Source organism: Phreatobacter stygius (assembly GCF_005144885.1).
In the GTDB taxonomy this organism is placed as follows: domain Bacteria; phylum Pseudomonadota; class Alphaproteobacteria; order Rhizobiales; family Phreatobacteraceae; genus Phreatobacter; species Phreatobacter stygius.
Window position 1 is genome coordinate 6,665,158 of sequence record NZ_CP039690.1, and the last position, 16,366, is coordinate 6,681,523.

Genomic DNA, 16,366 nt, shown 5'->3' on the forward strand with positions numbered 1-16,366 from the left:
GCACTGCAACACCAATCTGACACGGTTCCGCCGGTCAGCGAAGGCCGGACATGCCCGGCCCGCGCAAAGCCGCCCTGACGAATTTGCGGGACGCCGCCGCGGGGATCGCCGCGGCGCGGGCCCCGGACGGCGGCGATCGCCGGCGAATCAGCCGACGCTCAGCGCCTTCAGTTTGCGGTGCAGCGCCGAACGCTCCATGCCGATGAACTCGGCGGTGCGCGAGATATTGCCGCCGAAGCGATTGATCTGGGCTGCCAGATATTCGCGTTCGAAGGCTTCGCGCGCCTCGCGCAGCGGCAGGGCCATCAGGTGTTCGCCCCCCTGGCCCTGCGGCATGGAGGGCACCGCCGAGCCGACATCGGGCGGCAGCATGGAGACATCGACCACCGCGTCGGGATCGCCGCCGGCGAGGATCAGCACGCGTTCGATATTGTTGCGCAATTGGCGCAGATTGCCCGGCCAGTCATGCGATTGCAGCACCGCCATGGCGTCTTCGCCGATCTTGCGCTTGGACAGGCCCGTGCCGGCCGAGATCTGGTCGAGGAAATGCTCGACCAGATCCGGGATGTCCTCGCGCCGCTCGGCCAGCGACGGCACCCGGATCGGCACCACGGCCAGCCGGTGGAACAGGTCTTCGCGGAAGCGCCCTTCGGAGATTTCGGTCTGGATGTCGCGCGCCGTCGACGAAATGATCCGGACATCGACCTGCACGCGGGTCGCCCCGCCGACGCGCTGGAAGCTCTGCTCGACCAGCACCCGCAGGATGCGGTTCTGCGTCTCGCGCGGCATGTCGGCGATCTCGTCGATGAACAGGCTGCCGCCATGGGCCTCTTCGAGTGCGCCGACCTTGCGTCCCCCGCCGTTCTGGCTCTCGGCCCCGAACAGCTCGATTTCCATGCGCTCCGGCGTGATCGCCGCGGCATTGATCACGATGAACGGCCCATTGGCGCGCACCGAGGTCGTGTGGATGGTGCGGGCGGTCAATTCCTTGCCGGCGCCGGAGGCGCCGAAAATCATGATCCGGCTGTTGGTCGGCGCCACCCGCTCGATCGTCTGGCGCAGCTGGTTCATCGCCGAGGAGCGGCCGACCAGCCCGGTGGCCTGCCCGGAAATCTGCCGCAGCGCCTTGACCTCGCGCCTCAGCCGGGAGGTTTCGATGGCGCGCTCGGCGACCAGCACCAGCCGGTCCGACTTGAACGGCTTTTCGATATAATCATAGGCGCCGCGCTTGATCGCCGAGACGGCGGTCTCGATATTGCCGTGGCCGGAGATCATCACCACCGGCACGTCCGGATGGCGTTCCTTGACCACGTCGAGAAGCTGCAGGCCGTCGAGCCGGCTGCCCTGCATCCAGATGTCGAGGAAGATCAGGTTGGGCCGACGCGCCTCGATCACCGCCAGCGCCTCGTCGGAATTGCGGGCGGTGCGGGTTCGATAGCCTTCGTCGTCCAGAATACCCGCGACGATGTCACGGATATCCACCTCGTCATCGACCACCAGAATATCGCCTGCCATACTACGAAACCCGTTCCGATCTCACTCGGCCGCCGTGGCGGATGCCACGACGACTTTCTGGTCCTTGAAACTCAAGCGGATGCACGCCCCTCGTATCCGTCCCTCGGCATCTGGCGGCGCGTCGAACAGGCCGAGGCCGCCGCCATGCTCTTCGAGGATCTTGCCGACGATCGCGAGCCCCAGTCCCGTTCCCTTGGTGCGGGTGGTGACATAGGGCTCGAGCAGCCGGTGACGGTTCTCCTTAGGTAAGCCCATTCCGTTGTCGATCACGTCTATCGCAAAGAAAGGCGGATTTGCGACCAGGCGCACCATGATGCGTCCCTTGCCGCGCTCATCCTCAGGAACCGCCGCGATCGCCTCGGTTGCGTTCTTGATGATATTCGTCAGGGCCTGGCTGATCAGGCGGCGATCGAACGAGGCCGGCCACGGGCCTTCGGCAATATCCGCGGCGATATCGATCTCGGGATAGCCGATGCGCATCATGAACACGGCTTCGCGCACGGTCTCGGCGACGTCCTCGCGCTCGAACACCGGCTTCGGCATGCGGGCGAAGGAGGAGAACTCATCGACCATCCTGCCGATGTCGCCGACCTGGCGGATGATCGTGTCGGTACACTGGTCGAAAACCTCGCGGTCCTCGGTGATCACCCGGCCGTATCGCCGCTTCAGGCGCTCGGCCGACAGCTGGATCGGGGTCAGCGGGTTCTTGATCTCATGGGCGATGCGGCGCGCGATATCGGCCCAGGCCGAGGTGCGCTGGGCCACCACCAGGTCGGTCACGTCGTCGATGGTGACGACCGCGCCATGGGCACCCTCCTCGTCGGCCTCCAGCGCGACCCGCACCACCAGGGTTCGTTCGCGCCCGCCGCGCACCAGCATGACCTGGCCCTGGACCAGATTGGCGCCGCCCTGGCCCGCGCGGCCGATCAGGTCGGCGAGCTCGGGCACTTTCTCGGCCAGCACCGCCCCCGACAGTTCGGCACTGGCAAGGCCCAGAATGTCGGCGGCCGAGCGGTTCATCAAGGTGACGTGGCCGGCCTCGTCCAGGCCGAGCACGCCGGCGGTCACGCCCGACAGCACGGCTTCGGTGAAACGCCGGCGGCTGTCGATCTGGTCGCGGGCGCTGATCAGATCCTCGCGCTGCTGGCGCAATTGCGCGGTCATCTTGTTGAACGTGTCGCCGAGATTGGCGAGATCGCCCTCCGACTTGCGGATATGGACTTCGACGGCGAGATCGCCGGCCGCGACCTGGTCGGCGGCGCCGATCAGGCGCCGGATCGGCTGGACCAGGCGGTTGGCGAAGCTCAGGCCCAGGAACACCGACGACAGGGTCACCAAAAGCGCGATCAGCGCGAACATCAGGGCGAAGGCGATCTGCAGGCCAAGCCTGCGGTCCTGCAGCTGCTGATATTCGAACAGCCCGAACTGGGTTGCCCTGAGGTGCTCGCCAATGCGCGGATTGATCGGCCGGACAATGTAGAGGAACTCGTCGATCCCGCGCTTGAGCCTGAGGATCGCCTCGATGAAGTCGCGCTCGCCGCGCGAGGCGACATTGACGATGATGTCGTCGGTCTTGCTCACCTCGTCGAGAATCGACGCCGGAATGCTGAAATCGACCTGCACCGGCAGGTCGGCCGCCTCGACCACGCTGCCGTCGGGGCGGACCAGCCTGACCACCGCGAAACCGCGCACCAGCGCCTGGGCGGTCAGGAACCGTTTGAAATCGACCTGCCGGCTGTCCAGCGCCCGGATCCGCTCGATATCCTGGGTCAGCGCGCCGGCTTCCGCCCGGACCAGCTCGATCTGCTCGCCGACATAGGCATTGGCGACCTGCGCCGAGGCCTCGACGGCGCGTCTCACACCGCCGGAGAAAATGCCCTCCATGCCCCGGTCGAGCGTCACCGAGGCGGCCACCGCCAGCACCGCCACGGGAATAGAGGCGACGAAGGCGAACAGCCGCACGACCCGTTCGTGCAGGCGCGAGGCGGCCTGGCCGCTGCGCCGGGCGCGCCTCAGCGCCAGGATCTCCCGGACGATCATCAATACCAGCAGCAGCACCAGGACGGCATCGACCACCAGGACGCTGAGCACGACCTCGTGGGTCGGCGTCACCGGCGAGAGCCCGGTGACCAGCAGGAAGGTGACGAGCCCCGCCAAGAGGGCGACGCCGACCATGACGGGCCCTGCCCGCCCGGAACGCAGGCGCGGCATGCTCGCCGCGCTGTCGATGACACGGATCGCGGGATCGGGCGGTGCTTGAGCCGTCATGCAGTGAATGCTCTCCGGACGGAGCGTCGAGCAGCCCTTATTGGCAGCTCGACAGCCCAATCGCAAAGGAATCCTGCGGCCCTCTTACAACAACTGTGTCCGAAAAGTCACGTAATCGGGCTTCACGTCACCGCGAGGTGCGGATCACCTGGATGTCCAGGTCGCGCACTTTCTTGCGCAATGTGTTGCGATTGACCCCGAGCAGATCGGCCGCCTTGATCTGGTTGCCGCGGGTCGCCGCCAGCGCCGCCGAGATCAGCGGGATCTCCACTTCGCGCAAGACCCGGTGATAGAGGCCGGGCGGCGGCACGTCGTCGCCGAACGATTTGAAATAGGTTCCCATGTGGCGTTCCACCGAGGCCATCAGGGTCTCGTCCTCGCGTGCCGCCTCGCGCGACGACATCGGCTCCGGCGTCGACAATTCATTGTCGATGATCGGCCCGGTGATGATTTCCTGCGGATAGAGCGCGGTCAGCCGCCGGATCATGTTCTCGAGTTCACGGACATTGCCCGGCCAGCGATAGCGCTTCAGTTTCTCCATCGCGCCGGAATCGATCTGCTTGGCCGGCAGGCCCTCGCGCTCGGCCTGGGCGAAGAAGTGGCGGACCAGATCCGGAACGTCGTCGCTGCGCTCGCGCAGCGGCGGCAATCTCAGCGGCACGACATTCAGCCGGAAGAACAGGTCCTCGCGGAACATGCCCTGCTGGATCTGCTGGCGCAGGTCCTTGTTGGTCGCGGCGACGATCCGGACATCGGCCTTGATCGGCGTGCGCCCGCCAACGGTTGTATATTCGCCCTGCTGCAGCACCCTGAGCAGCCGCGTCTGGGCCTCCATCGGCATGTCGCCGATCTCGTCGAGGAACAGCGTGCCGCCTTCGGCCTGCTCGAACCGGCCGGGATTGCGCGCCTGCGCGCCGGTGAACGCGCCCTTCTCGTGGCCGAACAGCTCGCTCTCGATCAGGTCGCGCGGGATGGCCGCCATGTTGATCGCGACGAAAGGCCCGGCGCGGCGCTTGCCGTAATCATGCAGGGCGCGCGCGACCAGTTCCTTGCCGGTGCCGCTTTCGCCGACGATCATCACCGTCAGGTCGGTCTGCATCAGCCGGGCCAGGACCCGATAGATGTCCTGCATGGCCGGCGACCGGCCGACCAGGGGGATCGTGTCGGCGTCGGCCAGCGGCGCCTTGCCGCCGAGCTTGCCTTTCGGCTCGGCCAGCGCCCGCCCGACGATCGACACCAGTTCCTTCAGGTCGAACGGCTTCGGCAGGTAGTCATAGGCGCCGCGTTCGGAGGCCTTGATCGCGGTCATGAAGGTGTTCTGCGCACTCATCACCACCACCGGCAGCTCCGGCCGGAGCTTCTTGATGCGCGGCAGCAGATCGAAGGCGTTCTCATCGGGCATCACCACGTCGGTGATCACGATGTCGCCGTCGCCCTGGGCGACCCAGCGCCACAGCGTCGTGGCATTGCCGGTGAGCCTGACGTCATAACCGGCCCGCGACAGCGCCTGGTTCAGCACCGTCCGGATCGCGGCGTCGTCATCGGCGACCAGGATCGTTCCCGTCGGCATAGGTGAACCTCGTCAAAGAGCTTTGCGGCCGTTGATGTCGCCGTGCGACACGCGCGCCATGGGCAGGAGAATCCGGAACAGGGTCTTCCGGGGCTGACTGTCGCATTCGACAATGCCGCCATGGTCGCCGACGATCTTGGCGACCAGGGCGAGCCCGAGGCCGGAGCCCGAGCTCTTGGTGGTGACGAAGGGGTCGAACAGGTGCGGCAGCAGGTCGTCGGGCACGCCTGGGCCGTTGTCGCGCACGCAGACCTCGAGCGGCAGCGCGACCCGGGTCGCCGTGCCCGGCATGGTCAGCCGGACACCCGGGCGGAAGGCGGTGGAGAGCATGATCTCGCCCTCGCCGGTGTGGTCGCCGATCGCCTCGGCCGCATTCTTCATCAGGTTGAGGAAGACCTGGATCAGCTGATCGCGATTGCCGAACACCGGCGGCAGTGACGGGTCATATTCCTCGGCGAAACGGATGTGCCGGGCAAACCCCGATTGCGACAGCTTCTTCACATGTTCCAGCACGACATGGATATTGACCGGCTCGCGCTCCACCGGCCGCTCGTCGGAAAACACCTCCATGCGGTCGACCAGCTTGACGATGCGATCGGCCTCGTCGCAGATCAGCCGCGTCAGGGTGCGGTCCTGGTCGTCGACCGAGGTTTCCAGAAGCTGGGCGGCGCCGCGAATGCCCGACAGCGGGTTCTTGATCTCGTGCGCCAGCATGGCGGCGAGCGCCGTGACCGAGCGCGCCGCTCCGCGATGGGTCAATTGCCGGTCCATCTTGTCGGCAATGGTCCGTTCCTGAAGCATGACGACGACGGCGCCGGCACGCTCCGGCATCGGCGCGACATAGATGTCGACCACCCGCTCCGCGCCGTTGCGCGGCGTGCCGAGATCGACCTTGTATTCGTTGACCGGCGCGCCGCGATCGCGGACCTGCTCGATCAACGCCAGCAACGGGCTGCCGAAGGGCACCAGCTCGCGCAGGGCGTGGCGCTGCAGCACCGGAATCGAGGCCTGGAAGAAGGCTTCCGCGGCGGCATTGCCGTCGAGGATCGTGCCATCAGACGAAACGCTCACCACGGGATGCGGCAAGGCGTTCAGAATCGAATCATGCGCCTCCATCGACGAGGCGGCAGGCTTGGTCGCAAGCGTCATGCTGCAGCCCTCCAGGCCAGCGCGTCATAGGCCTCGTCGAGCGCCGCGATCACCTGTTCCGGCTGGTCGAGGGTCAGCACCCGCCGGCGCGCCGCCGACAGCGTCATGGCCGAAGCGCCGGCCTGGCCGGCCGCCACGTCCAGGGCCCAGCCGAGATGTTTGCGGGCATGGCGCACGCCGACGGCGACGCCGTAATGGGTGAGCTGCGCCTCGTAGAGCTCGACGGCGACGTCGCGCTGGCTGGCGAGATCCGGATCGGCCGGCACCGCCATGCCGGCCAGGTGGGCCGCCACCTGGGCCAGGAACCAGGGTTTGCCCTGGGCGCCGCGGCCGATCATCACGGCATCGGCCCGCGCCCTGTCCAGGCAATCGGAGGCCTGCTCGACGGTCGCGACATCGCCATTGGCGACCAGCGGCACGCCGATGGCGGCGCGCACCTCAGCGATCAGCGACCAATCCGCCTGCCCCTTGTAGAACTGCTGGCGGGTGCGGCCGTGCACGGTGATCAGCTGGATGCCCGAGGCCTCGGCGCGGCGCGCCAGCTCCGGCGCATTGATCGATGCCTCGTCCCAGCCGAGTCGCATTTTCAGCGTCACCGGCACATCGACTGCCGCAACGGTGGCCTTGATCAAATTTTCAGCAAGATCGAGGTCGCGCATCAGCGCCGAACCGGCATAGCCGCCGGTCACCCGCTTGGCCGGGCAGCCCATGTTGATGTCGATGACCTTCGCGCCGGCACCGGCGGCCACCTTGGCCCCCTCGGCCATCCAATGCGGCTCGCAACCGGCGATCTGGACCACGTGCAGGTCGAGCCCGTCGCCTTCGGCGCGCAGGCGCGCCTCTTCCTCGCCCAGCGCCAGGTCGTCGCTCGGCACCATCTCGGACACCACCCAGCCGGCGCCGAAGCGCGCCACCATCCGGCGGAACGGCGCATCGGTGACACCCGACATCGGCGCAAGCGCCACCGGGCTGGCGATCCGATGCTGGCCAATCGACAAAGCCACGGCCGAAGGCGTCGTGGTCGAAATGTGAGCCATCCGAATGCCTATTTCCTGTGCGTCTAACTGAGTGCCTACAGTTTAGACATCATTGCCGCACTGCACAAGAGGATTGCTGTGCTGATCGACAGGAAGACAGCCGCGGCCCGGGCTGCCGGCGCGGAATTCCCGCCCGGGCCATGGCCTCATCATGCGGCCAAGGCGGACCGGCGCCGGAAGGCCGGCGTCACCGGCGCAGTCTCTGGTCCCGGCCGGCCGTAGCCGGTTGGAGAATTCCGGGCTAGGTAACGGGTGAACGGGCCCGACGCATGATGAAACCGACCAGAACCATTGCCGCGCTGATCGTCGCGGCCGGACGAGGCAGCCGGGCCGGCGATGGCCTGCCCAAGCAATACCGCCGCGTCGGGCAAAGCCCGCTGCTTGCCCATTCCGTGGCGATTTTCGCCGGGCATCCGGCGATCTCGACGGTGCGGGTGGTGATCGATCCGGCCGACCAGCAGCTCTACCGCGAATCGGTCGCGCAGGCCGCGACGCTCGGCGCGCCGGTCCCCGGCGGCCCGACGCGGCAGGCCTCGGTGCGGGCCGGGCTCGAGGCCCTGGCGGCCGACGCCCCCGACCTCGTCCTGGTGCATGACGCGGCCCGCCCCTTCGTGTCGTTCGACCTGATCGATCGGGCGCTGGCCGCCCTGTCCGTGCCGGGCAGCCTTGCCGCGGTCCCCGGCACGGCCTTGGTCGACACGATCAAGAGCGTCGACGCCGCCGAGACCGTCACCGGCACCCCTGCCCGGCTCGCCCTGCGCGCCATCCAGACGCCGCAGGCTTTCGATTTCGCCGCCCTGCTCGCCGCCCACCGCCGCGTTGCCGGCGAGCCCGGCTTCGCGGCGACCGACGACGCCGCGGTGATGGAATGGGCCGGGCATCCCGTCCGGGTGTTTCCGGGCGATCCGGCCAATGTGAAACTGACCTATCCAGCGGATTTCGCGGCGGCCGAGCGCCTGATGACACGGACCATCGCAATGAATGATGTGCGCATCGGCCAGGGCTACGACGTCCACGCCTTCGGCCCCGGCGACCATGTCTGGCTCGGCGGCGTCAGGATCGCCCATGACCGCGGCGTGATCGCCCATTCGGACGGCGACGTCGTCCTGCACGCGCTGACCGACGCCTTGCTCGGCGCCATCGCCGACGGCGATATCGGCAGCCATTTCCCGCCGAGCGATCCGCAATGGCGCGGCGCGTCGTCCGACCGGTTCCTGGCCCATGCCGGCGCGCTGATCGCCGCGCGCGGCGGCCGGATCGGCAATATCGACATTACCGTGGTCTGCGAGGCGCCGAAGGTCGGGCCGCATCGCGATGCCATGCGGGCCCGCATCGGCGCGATCCTCGGACTTGAGGCGGAGCGCGTCGCCATCAAGGCGACAACCAGCGAACAGATGGGCTTTGTCGGCCGCCGCGAGGGCCTGGCGGCCCTGGCGGTCGCAACCGTCAGGCTTCCGGGAGACTGACATGGACGAGGCAAGGATCCGCGCGGCCGCCAGCGAAGTGCTCGACCTCTGCCGCGCCAGGAAACTCATGGTGGCGACCGCCGAGAGCTGCACCGGTGGCCTGGTCGCCGGCGCGCTCACCGCCATTGCCGGTTCCTCCGACGTGGTCGACCGCGGCTTCGTCACCTATACCAATGACGCCAAGCACGAGATGCTCGGCGTTCCCCAAGCCGTGCTGGCAAGTGTCGGGGCGGTGTCGCGCGAGACCGCCGAAGCCATGGCGCGTGGCGCGCTCGGGCGGTCGAAGGCGCATCTTGCCGTGGCGATCACCGGCATTGCCGGCCCGGGCGGCGGCAGCGACGCGAAACCGGTGGGACTGGTCCATTTCGCCGCCGCCGCGCGCGACGGGCGGCTGGTCGCCGAGGAGCGCCGGTTCGGCGCGATCGGCCGCGACGCGGTGCGCGCCGAGAGCGTGGCGGTCGCGCTCGGACTGCTCAAGACCCTGGCGGTCAGCGCCGGTAGTGCGCGATGATCGCGCCGAGAATGTTCGAATAGTCGTCGGTCCAGGGCCGCACCGTGCCGCCGTCCTGGTCATGCCAGCCACGCGCGGCATCGAGCGCCCCGAAGGCTGTCGGCTGCTCGGCGACGATCGCGGCGATCACGCCGAATTTCATCTCCTCGAGTTGGTCGGGCGACGCGGTATAGTCGTTGACGCGCACCGCCATGCCCTGGTCGGCCGCGATCGCCGCGACCACGGGGCCAAGACGCATGTGCCGGTTGGAAATGTGCATGACGATCATGCCGCCGGGGGCGATCTTCTTCCGGTAGATCGCCATCGCCTCGCGCGTCAGCAGATGGCCGGGGATCGAATCGGATGAAAAGGCATCGATCACCAGCACGTCCAGGGCGCCTTGCTCGCCCTCCGCGAGCGTCAGCCGGGCGTCGCCCAGGATGACCGGCGCGCGCGGCGTGCAACTGCGCAGGAACGAAAAATCGCGGCGCGCGATGCGCTCGATTTCGCTGTCGATCTCGAAGAAGCGCCAGTCGTCTCCAGCCTCGGCGTAACAGGCGAGGCTGCCCGAGCCCAGGCCGACGACGCCGACGCGGATCGGCCGGCCGAGCCTTTCGCGGGTGGCGACAAGCGCGCCGCCCAGCGGTCCGGCGGAATGGTAATAGCTGAGCGGCTCCGGGCGCCCGGCCGGCGGCCGTCCGCTGGCGTCGGCCAGCCGTTCGGCGCCGTGGAATGTCGTGCCATGCTGGAGCAGCCGGAACTGGCCGTCGCCACGGGTCACCACCCGATGCACGCCGAAGAAGCTGCGGGTCGTCCGGGTATCGCCCGAATCGTTCTGGTAGACGCGCACGACGCCGAGCGCCAGCACGAGCGACAATGCCAGGCGAAGCGGCTTGCCGCGCCAGAGCATGGCGGCGACCAGGGCAAGACCCATGACCGCGGTTGCCGCGACCACCAGGGCGAGCCGCGGCGCCACGCCGAAGAGGCTCGCCGGCACGAGCAGGATGACGCAGGCGACCGCCAGCCCCTGCGCGATCCGGTCGGTCCTGATCGCCTGCCACGACGCGCCCGGCCGGCACAGCACGGCCAGCACCAGCATCAGCGGATATTCGACCACCCAGTTGAACAGCTGCGGCGCCAGGAGGCCGGCGAAGACCCCGCCCACGACGCCGCCAAAGGACATCCACAGATAGAAGGCGGTCAGGTGGCGGGGCGCCGGCCGGCGGTTGGCCAGCTCGCCATGGCAGACCATGGCGGTGACGAAGAAAGCGGCCAGGTGCAGACCGATCTGGACCGCCAGCGAACCGAGCAGCGCCGGTTTGGCGAGCGAAAGGATCACCGCCACCAGCAGGAACGGCTGAACCATGACCATCAGGCGGTGCGGGATGACCGGCCGGTCCTGGAACACCACGACGAAAGTGAGCAGAAACAACCCGAGCGGCAGCACCCACAGGAACGGCGCGGCGGCGACATCGGTCGACAGATGTGCGGTCACCGCAACCAGCAGGGCGGACGGGACGCAGGAGAGGCCGATCCAGCCGATGATCGCCTTGATCCGCGGCGCCGGCGCGGCGCTTGCGCTCGCGCGATCGCGGTCGAGCTCCCGGCCGTCCGGACCAAGGGCGCGGACCAGGGTCACGCCGCAGGCCGCGACCAGCGCGATCAAGAGATAGAAACCCTGGGACCAGGCGGTGATCTGGACACCGAGCGTCGACAGGGGTTCGATCAGAAACGGATAGGCAAACAGCGCCAGGAACGATCCGACATTCGACGCGGCATAGAGCACATAGGGATTTCGGGCCTGGACGTGGCCGGTCCGGGCAAACCAGGCCTGCAAGAGCGGCCCATTGGCGGACAGGGCAAAGAACGGCAGCCCGATCGATGCCGCGAACAGGCCGAGCAGCCAGAACGCTTCGCCACTGGCGGGCGGACGCCCCCAGCCGGCGGCAATGCCGAGCGGCAGTGCGAGCGACGCGCCGGCCAGCACCATGACATGCAGGATCACCGCGACGCGCGGGTTCAGCCACGTGGTCAGGGCATGGGCATAGGCATATCCGAACAGCAGAACCGTCTGGAAGAACACCATGGCGACCGACCAGACGCCCGGGCTGCCGCCGAGCACCGGCAGCACCATCTTGGCGAACAGCGGCTGCACCGCGAACAGCAAGGCCGCGCTGGTGAAGACCGCGCCGCCGAAGACCGCCATGACCCAAGGTCCGGTCGAGCTCAGCAGCGAGGCGCGCGCGTCGGCGAGGCTCATGATCGTGTTCCCAGGAAATCCCTGGAGACGAAGCCTAGATCAGCCGCCTTAAGGACCTGTTGCCTGGCCTGGCGGGCCATAGACCGCGTCGGCACGCGCCTCGAAGGCGTCGGTGAAACGCCGGAAGGCGGCGTCGAACACCGCCCCCATCACCAGCGCCAGCGCCCGGCTGCGAAACTCGTAGTCGATGGAGAAGCTGACCAGCGTGGCATCGGCGCCATCGGCGGCGAAACGCCAGTGGTTTTCCAGCCGCGAGAACGGGCCGTCGAGATATTCGGCGAGAATGTGCAGGCGCGGCCGGTCGAGCGTCACCCGGCTGGCAAAGGTTTCCCGCAGCACTTTGTAGGCGACCGTCATGTCGGTCACCAGGATCTCGATGCCGCCATCGCCGGCATTGACCCGGCGGCGCACCCGCAATTGCTGGCAGAGCGGCACGAATTCCGGGTATTTTTCGACATCGGCGACCAGGTCGAACATCTCGGCCGGCTTGTGCCTGACCCGCCGCTCCGTCTTGAAGACCGGCATCGCCCTAAGCTCTCGCGCTGGCGCGAAGGCCGGTCAGGAAGTCGACGGCCTGGCTGCGGGCGGTGAAGCCGACGAGCCGCTGGTCGGCGCGCAATCCGTCGAAATAGGCCAGCAATTTCGGCCTTTGCTGCTGCCGGTAGGTCCAGACATAGCGCAGGAACGTGAGATCCACGCGCTCCGGACAGCCGGGCGCCATTTCCGGTCTGACCTGGCCATGGCTGGCGGCGATCCGCCTGATGACGCCGGACAGGCAGGCCAGCCGCGGCAGGTCGAACCAGAGGATGCTGTCGGCGCGCGACCGGCGCAGTTGGCCGGCGCCGTGGCTGACATAGTTGCCGTCGATCACCCAGGCCGGCCCGTCGGCGACCTCGGTGACCCTGGCCGAAAATTCCGCCGGTTCCGATTCGCGCCAGCCCGGTTTCCAGAACAGCGCGTCGAGCGAAACCAAGGGCAGACCGAGCTTATCGGCGAGCGCGCGGGCAAACGTGGTCTTGCCGGAGCCCGAACAGCCCATCACCAGAACCCGCTGCATCATGGCCCGACCGCTCAGCGGCCGAGCTTGGCGAAACGCGCAGCCTTCAACCGGGCGAAATCCTCGCCGGCATGATGCGACGACCGGGTCAGCGGGCTCGACGACACCAGCAGGAAGCCCTTGGCATTGGCGATCGTCTCGAAACCCTTGAACTCGTCGGGCGTCAGGAACCGGATCACCTCGTGATGCTTGCGGGTGGGCTGCAGATATTGGCCGATGGTCAGGAAATCGACCTCGGCCGAGCGCAGGTCGTCCATCAGCTGGAGCACTTCGTTCCGCTCCTCGCCGAGGCCGACCATGATGCCGGACTTGGTGAAGATGGTCGGGTCCATCTCCTTCACCCGCTGCAACAGCCGGATCGAGTGGAAATAGCGCGCGCCGGGACGAACCTTCAGATATTTCGACGGCACGGTCTCGAGATTGTGGTTGAACACGTCGGGACGGGCCGCCACCACCACCTCGAGCGCGCCATCCTTGCGCAGGAAATCGGGGGTGAGGATCTCGATCGTGGTTTTCGGCGCGCGCGCCCGGATGGCGTGGATCACCTTGGCGAAATGGTCCGCCCCGCCATCGGCGAGGTCGTCGCGATCGACCGAGGTGATGACGACATGCTCCAGGCCGAGCTTCTCGACCGCGATCGCGGTGTGCTCCGGCTCATGCGGATCGAGCGCGCCGGGCATGCCGGTCTTGACGTTGCAGAACGAACAGGCGCGCGTGCAGGTGTCGCCCATGATCATGAAGGTGGCGTGCTTCTTTTCCCAGCACTCGCCGATATTCGGGCAGCCGGCCTCCTCGCAGACGGTGACCAGGCCGTTTTCCTTGACGATCCGGTTGGTCTCGGCCCATTTCGGCGAGCCCGGCGCCTTGACCCGAATCCAGTCCGGCTTGCGCTGGATCGGCTGATCCGGCCGATGCGCCTTTTCAGGATGCCGCGGACGGTTGTCTCGGCTCAGGGTGTCGATCAGCGTGGCCATGGCTCATCCCGACGCGATTGTCGTGTCTCATTAGGCGGCTTGGCGCCGGTTTCGCAAGGCCCGCAGCCCCGTCCAATGGTCGCGTCTGCCCTGCCGCCGCTCAGGCCCGGTGTCCGGCCGGATCGAAATTCTCGATGAATGTGATCAGCGCCGCGACCGCCAGCCCCATATCCCTGATGCCGGCGAACTCCGCCGGATTGTGGCTGATACCGCCCTTGCAGCGCACGAACAGCATGGCGAAATCGGTGAGCTTGCTCATCGACTGGCCGTCATGGCCGGCCCCCGAGACCAGCCGCGGCGCCGGCAGGCCGAGCTGTTCCAGGCTGCGCGCCAGGCCCTGTTGCAGCCAGGGCGCGCAGGCCGCGGTCGCACAGTCGTGATAGGTCTCCAGCGTGACCGAGCAGCCCCGCGCCGCGGCGATCTTCTCGCACCGGTGGGTGAATTCGGCGAGCGCCTTCACCCGGGGCGCATCCGACGAGGCCCTCAGGTCGAGCACGAATTCGACGATGTCGGGCACGACATTGGCGGCACCCGGCATGACCTTCATGGTGCCGACGGTCGCGACCATCGCCGCCTCCGGGCGCTCCCTGGCGATGGCCTCCGCGGCAACCACCATTTCGGCTGCCGCGACCAGCGCATCCTGGCGCATCGCCATCGGCACCGTGCCGGCATGGCCAGCCATGCCGCGCACCGTGACACGCGAGCGGAACTGCCCGGCGATCGAGGTGACGACGCCGAGCGGCGCGTCCTGATGTTCCAGCACCGGCCCCTGCTCGATATGGACCTCGACATAGGCGAGCGCCTCGTCGCGCCTCATGGCGGCCGCGGCGACGGCCTGCGGATCGAGGCCATAGTCGCGCATCGCCTGCTCGAGCGGGATGCCGTCGCCGTCGAGGCCAGGCAGCCAGCGGCTCTCGAACTGTCCGGCCAGAGCGGCCGACGACGACAGCACGGTCGGAAAGCGGCTGCCCTCCTCGTCGCCGAAGGCCAGCACGTCGACCGCGAAGGGAAAGCGCCGGTCCTGATCGCGGAAATGCTCGACCGCCAGGATGCCGGCCACCACGCCGAGCATGCCGTCATATTTGCCGGCATTGATCACCGTATCGATATGCGACCCGACCAGCAGCCGGGGCACGGCATTGGCGCCGGCGGCCTCGCCCTCGCCGGCATAATGGCCGCGGACGGTGGCCAACGCATCCTCGGCGACGCTCATGCCCGCTTCGGCCATCCACTGGCCGACCAGATGGGCCGCGCGCTTGTGTTCCGGCGTCAGGAAGCGCCGGGTCAGCCGGTCCGGTTCCTCGGAAATCGCGGCCAGTTCTTCCAGCATGGCCTCGGCGCGGGCGCCGAGCCGTTCGATATCGTGGCTGGCCATTACCGGGCGCTCGCCAGGAAGGCACCGAGCTCGGCGCGTTCGGGGTCGGTCATGCCGGTCTCGTTGCCGAGCGGCATGGCTTTCGATTGCACGGTCTGCTGCACGATGGCTCCCGAAAAACGCCTGAGGTCGGCTGACGTCTCCAGAGTGACGCCTTTCGGCGCTTCGGTGAAGCCCGCATGTTTCGGCTGGCGCGCATGGCAGGCGGCGCAGTGCCGGATCGTGATGTCGAGCGCCCGCGCCTCGCTCACCTTGCCGGCGGCGGCAAGGTCGAGCTGCGGCCGCTGGGCGGTGACGAAAATCATGCAGATCAGGGCGATCGCCGCCACCGGCACCGCCCAGCCATAGCTGGCCCAGGGGTCGCCGGCCTCGTGGCGGTTGATCGTGTGCTGCACCAGCGCGCCGCAGACGACGATGAAGGCGACCACCAGCCACGACGCCGGATGCCCGTAGAGCATCGGATAATGGTTCGACACCATCATCAGGAGCACCGGCAGGGTCAGGTAATTGTTGTGGGTCGAGCGGGTCTTGCCGATCTTGCCATATTTCGGATCCGGCCGGCGCCCGGCGATCAGGTCGCCGACCACGATCTTCTGGTTCGGAATGATCACCAGGAAGACATTGGCCGCCATGATCGTGCCGATGAACACGCCGACATGGATGAAGGCGCCGCGGCCGGAAAAGACCTGGGAGAAGGCCCAGGCGGCACCGACGATCAGGACGAACACGATCACCGACAACAGGGTCGGGTAATTGGCCACGCCCGAACGGCAGAGCGTGTCGTAGACGAGCCAGCCGGCCACGATCGACGCGAGCGACAGGCCGATCGCCTGCCAGGGCTCCAGCGCCGCCACCGCCGGGTCGATCAGGAACCCGCGGGCGTTCCAGTAATATTGCACGGCCAGCAGGATGAAGCCGGAAACCCAGGTGAGATAGGCCGCCCAACGGTGCCAGATCAGGTCCGGCGGCAGGTTGGCGGGGGCCACCAGATATTTGTCGACATGATAGAAGCCGCCGCCATGGACCTCCCAGGCGGTGCCGTCGGGTCCCGGCGCGCCGGCGGGTTTGGCCTTCAGCTGGTAGTCGAGCGACATGAAATAGAAGCTCGTGCCGATCCAGGTAATGCCGACCGTCATGTGAAACCAGCGCGACAGCAGGTTGAGCCAATCGGCGGCGAGGGCAAAATCCATGATGGGTCCAGGAAC

At 67.7% G+C, this 16,366-nt stretch carries 13 protein-coding genes; 2 read left to right on the forward strand and 11 right to left on the reverse strand.

The features are described 5' to 3' along the window. Positions 1-147: 147 nt before the first annotated feature. From ntrX to dusB, 5 genes are all read right to left on the reverse strand, one after another. Positions 148-1,515 (reverse strand): nitrogen assimilation response regulator NtrX, encoded by a 1,368-nt coding sequence (gene ntrX / locus E8M01_RS31545; RefSeq protein ID WP_136963783.1) that lies wholly within the window; start codon positions 1,513-1,515, stop codon positions 148-150. Positions 1,516-1,536: 21 nt separating this feature from the next. Further along, the gene (locus E8M01_RS31550; RefSeq protein ID WP_136963784.1) at positions 1,537-3,783 is read right to left on the reverse strand and encodes a sensor histidine kinase NtrY-like; all 2,247 of its coding nucleotides are present in this window, start codon (positions 3,781-3,783) and stop codon (positions 1,537-1,539) included. Positions 3,784-3,910: 127 nt separating this feature from the next. Then, entirely contained in the window at positions 3,911-5,353 is a 1,443-nt protein-coding gene (gene ntrC, locus E8M01_RS31555; RefSeq protein ID WP_136963785.1) for a nitrogen regulation protein NR(I), read from the reverse strand. 12 nt (positions 5,354-5,365) lie between these two features. Continuing rightward, a complete protein-coding gene (locus tag E8M01_RS31560; protein WP_136963786.1) occupies positions 5,366-6,502 on the reverse strand; it encodes a two-component system sensor histidine kinase NtrB in 1,137 nt (378 codons plus the stop codon). Next, the gene (gene dusB, locus E8M01_RS31565; protein WP_136963787.1) at positions 6,499-7,539 is read right to left on the reverse strand and encodes a tRNA dihydrouridine synthase DusB; all 1,041 of its coding nucleotides are present in this window, start codon (positions 7,537-7,539) and stop codon (positions 6,499-6,501) included. The genes E8M01_RS31560 and dusB overlap by 4 nt, the downstream gene beginning before the upstream one ends. Positions 7,540-7,808: 269 nt before the next feature. Between dusB and E8M01_RS31570 the strand changes: the two genes are divergently transcribed. Next, entirely contained in the window at positions 7,809-9,005 is a 1,197-nt protein-coding gene (locus E8M01_RS31570) for a bifunctional 2-C-methyl-D-erythritol 4-phosphate cytidylyltransferase/2-C-methyl-D-erythritol 2,4-cyclodiphosphate synthase (protein WP_136963788.1), read from the forward strand. Position 9,006: 1 nt separating this feature from the next. Continuing rightward, on the forward strand, positions 9,007-9,516 hold the full coding sequence (locus tag E8M01_RS31575; RefSeq protein ID WP_136963789.1) for a CinA family protein: 510 nt from the start codon (positions 9,007-9,009) through the stop codon (positions 9,514-9,516). On the opposite strand, the gene E8M01_RS31580 is transcribed toward E8M01_RS31575, so the two are convergent. The 6 genes from E8M01_RS31580 to E8M01_RS31605 all read right to left on the reverse strand — a co-directional run bounded on the left by E8M01_RS31580 (position 9,494) and on the right by E8M01_RS31605 (position 16,351). Beyond that, a complete protein-coding gene (locus E8M01_RS31580) occupies positions 9,494-11,755 on the reverse strand; it encodes a fused MFS/spermidine synthase (protein ID WP_136963790.1) in 2,262 nt (753 codons plus the stop codon). The genes E8M01_RS31575 and E8M01_RS31580 overlap by 23 nt on opposite strands. Positions 11,756-11,803: 48 nt before the next feature. Beyond that, complete coding sequence (locus tag E8M01_RS31585) at positions 11,804-12,280, reverse strand: type II toxin-antitoxin system RatA family toxin (RefSeq protein ID WP_136963791.1); 477 nt, start codon at positions 12,278-12,280, stop codon at positions 11,804-11,806. A gap of 4 nt (positions 12,281-12,284) precedes the next feature. Beyond that, positions 12,285-12,815 carry an AAA family ATPase gene (locus E8M01_RS31590; protein WP_246088502.1) on the reverse strand — a complete coding sequence of 177 codons (531 nt, stop codon included), beginning with the start codon at positions 12,813-12,815 and terminating at the stop codon, positions 12,285-12,287. An 11-nt stretch (positions 12,816-12,826) separates the two neighbouring features. Next, positions 12,827-13,786, reverse strand: coding sequence for a lipoyl synthase (gene lipA / locus E8M01_RS31595; RefSeq protein ID WP_136963792.1), 960 nt, complete (start codon positions 13,784-13,786; stop codon positions 12,827-12,829). A 100-nt stretch (positions 13,787-13,886) separates the two neighbouring features. Next, entirely contained in the window at positions 13,887-15,161 is a 1,275-nt protein-coding gene (locus tag E8M01_RS31600) for an allantoate amidohydrolase (protein WP_136963793.1), read from the reverse strand. Then, positions 15,161-16,351 (reverse strand): urate hydroxylase PuuD, encoded by a 1,191-nt coding sequence (locus E8M01_RS31605; RefSeq protein ID WP_136963794.1) that lies wholly within the window; start codon positions 16,349-16,351, stop codon positions 15,161-15,163. Before E8M01_RS31605 ends, E8M01_RS31600 begins: the two co-directional genes overlap by 1 nt. Positions 16,352-16,366 lie beyond the last annotated feature (15 nt).

Coding starts and splice junctions, on each gene's coding strand:
- ntrX (WP_136963783.1), bottom strand. CDS start 1,515: ATGGCAGGCGATATTCTGGTGGTCGATGACGAGGTGGATATCCGTGAC.
- E8M01_RS31550 (WP_136963784.1), bottom strand. CDS start 3,783: ATGACGGCTCAAGCACCGCCCGATCCCGCGATCCGTGTCATCGACAGC.
- ntrC (WP_136963785.1), bottom strand. CDS start 5,353: ATGCCGACGGGAACGATCCTGGTCGCCGATGACGACGCCGCGATCCGG.
- E8M01_RS31560 (WP_136963786.1), bottom strand. CDS start 6,502: ATGACGCTTGCGACCAAGCCTGCCGCCTCGTCGATGGAGGCGCATGAT.
- dusB (WP_136963787.1), bottom strand. CDS start 7,539: ATGGCTCACATTTCGACCACGACGCCTTCGGCCGTGGCTTTGTCGATT.
- E8M01_RS31570 (WP_136963788.1), top strand. CDS start 7,809: ATGATGAAACCGACCAGAACCATTGCCGCGCTGATCGTCGCGGCCGGA.
- E8M01_RS31575 (WP_136963789.1), top strand. CDS start 9,007: ATGGACGAGGCAAGGATCCGCGCGGCCGCCAGCGAAGTGCTCGACCTC.
- E8M01_RS31580 (WP_136963790.1), bottom strand. CDS start 11,755: ATGAGCCTCGCCGACGCGCGCGCCTCGCTGCTGAGCTCGACCGGACCT.
- E8M01_RS31585 (WP_136963791.1), bottom strand. CDS start 12,280: ATGCCGGTCTTCAAGACGGAGCGGCGGGTCAGGCACAAGCCGGCCGAG.
- E8M01_RS31590 (WP_246088502.1), bottom strand. CDS start 12,815: ATGATGCAGCGGGTTCTGGTGATGGGCTGTTCGGGCTCCGGCAAGACC.
- lipA (WP_136963792.1), bottom strand. CDS start 13,786: ATGGCCACGCTGATCGACACCCTGAGCCGAGACAACCGTCCGCGGCAT.
- E8M01_RS31600 (WP_136963793.1), bottom strand. CDS start 15,161: ATGGCCAGCCACGATATCGAACGGCTCGGCGCCCGCGCCGAGGCCATG.
- E8M01_RS31605 (WP_136963794.1), bottom strand. CDS start 16,351: ATGGATTTTGCCCTCGCCGCCGATTGGCTCAACCTGCTGTCGCGCTGG.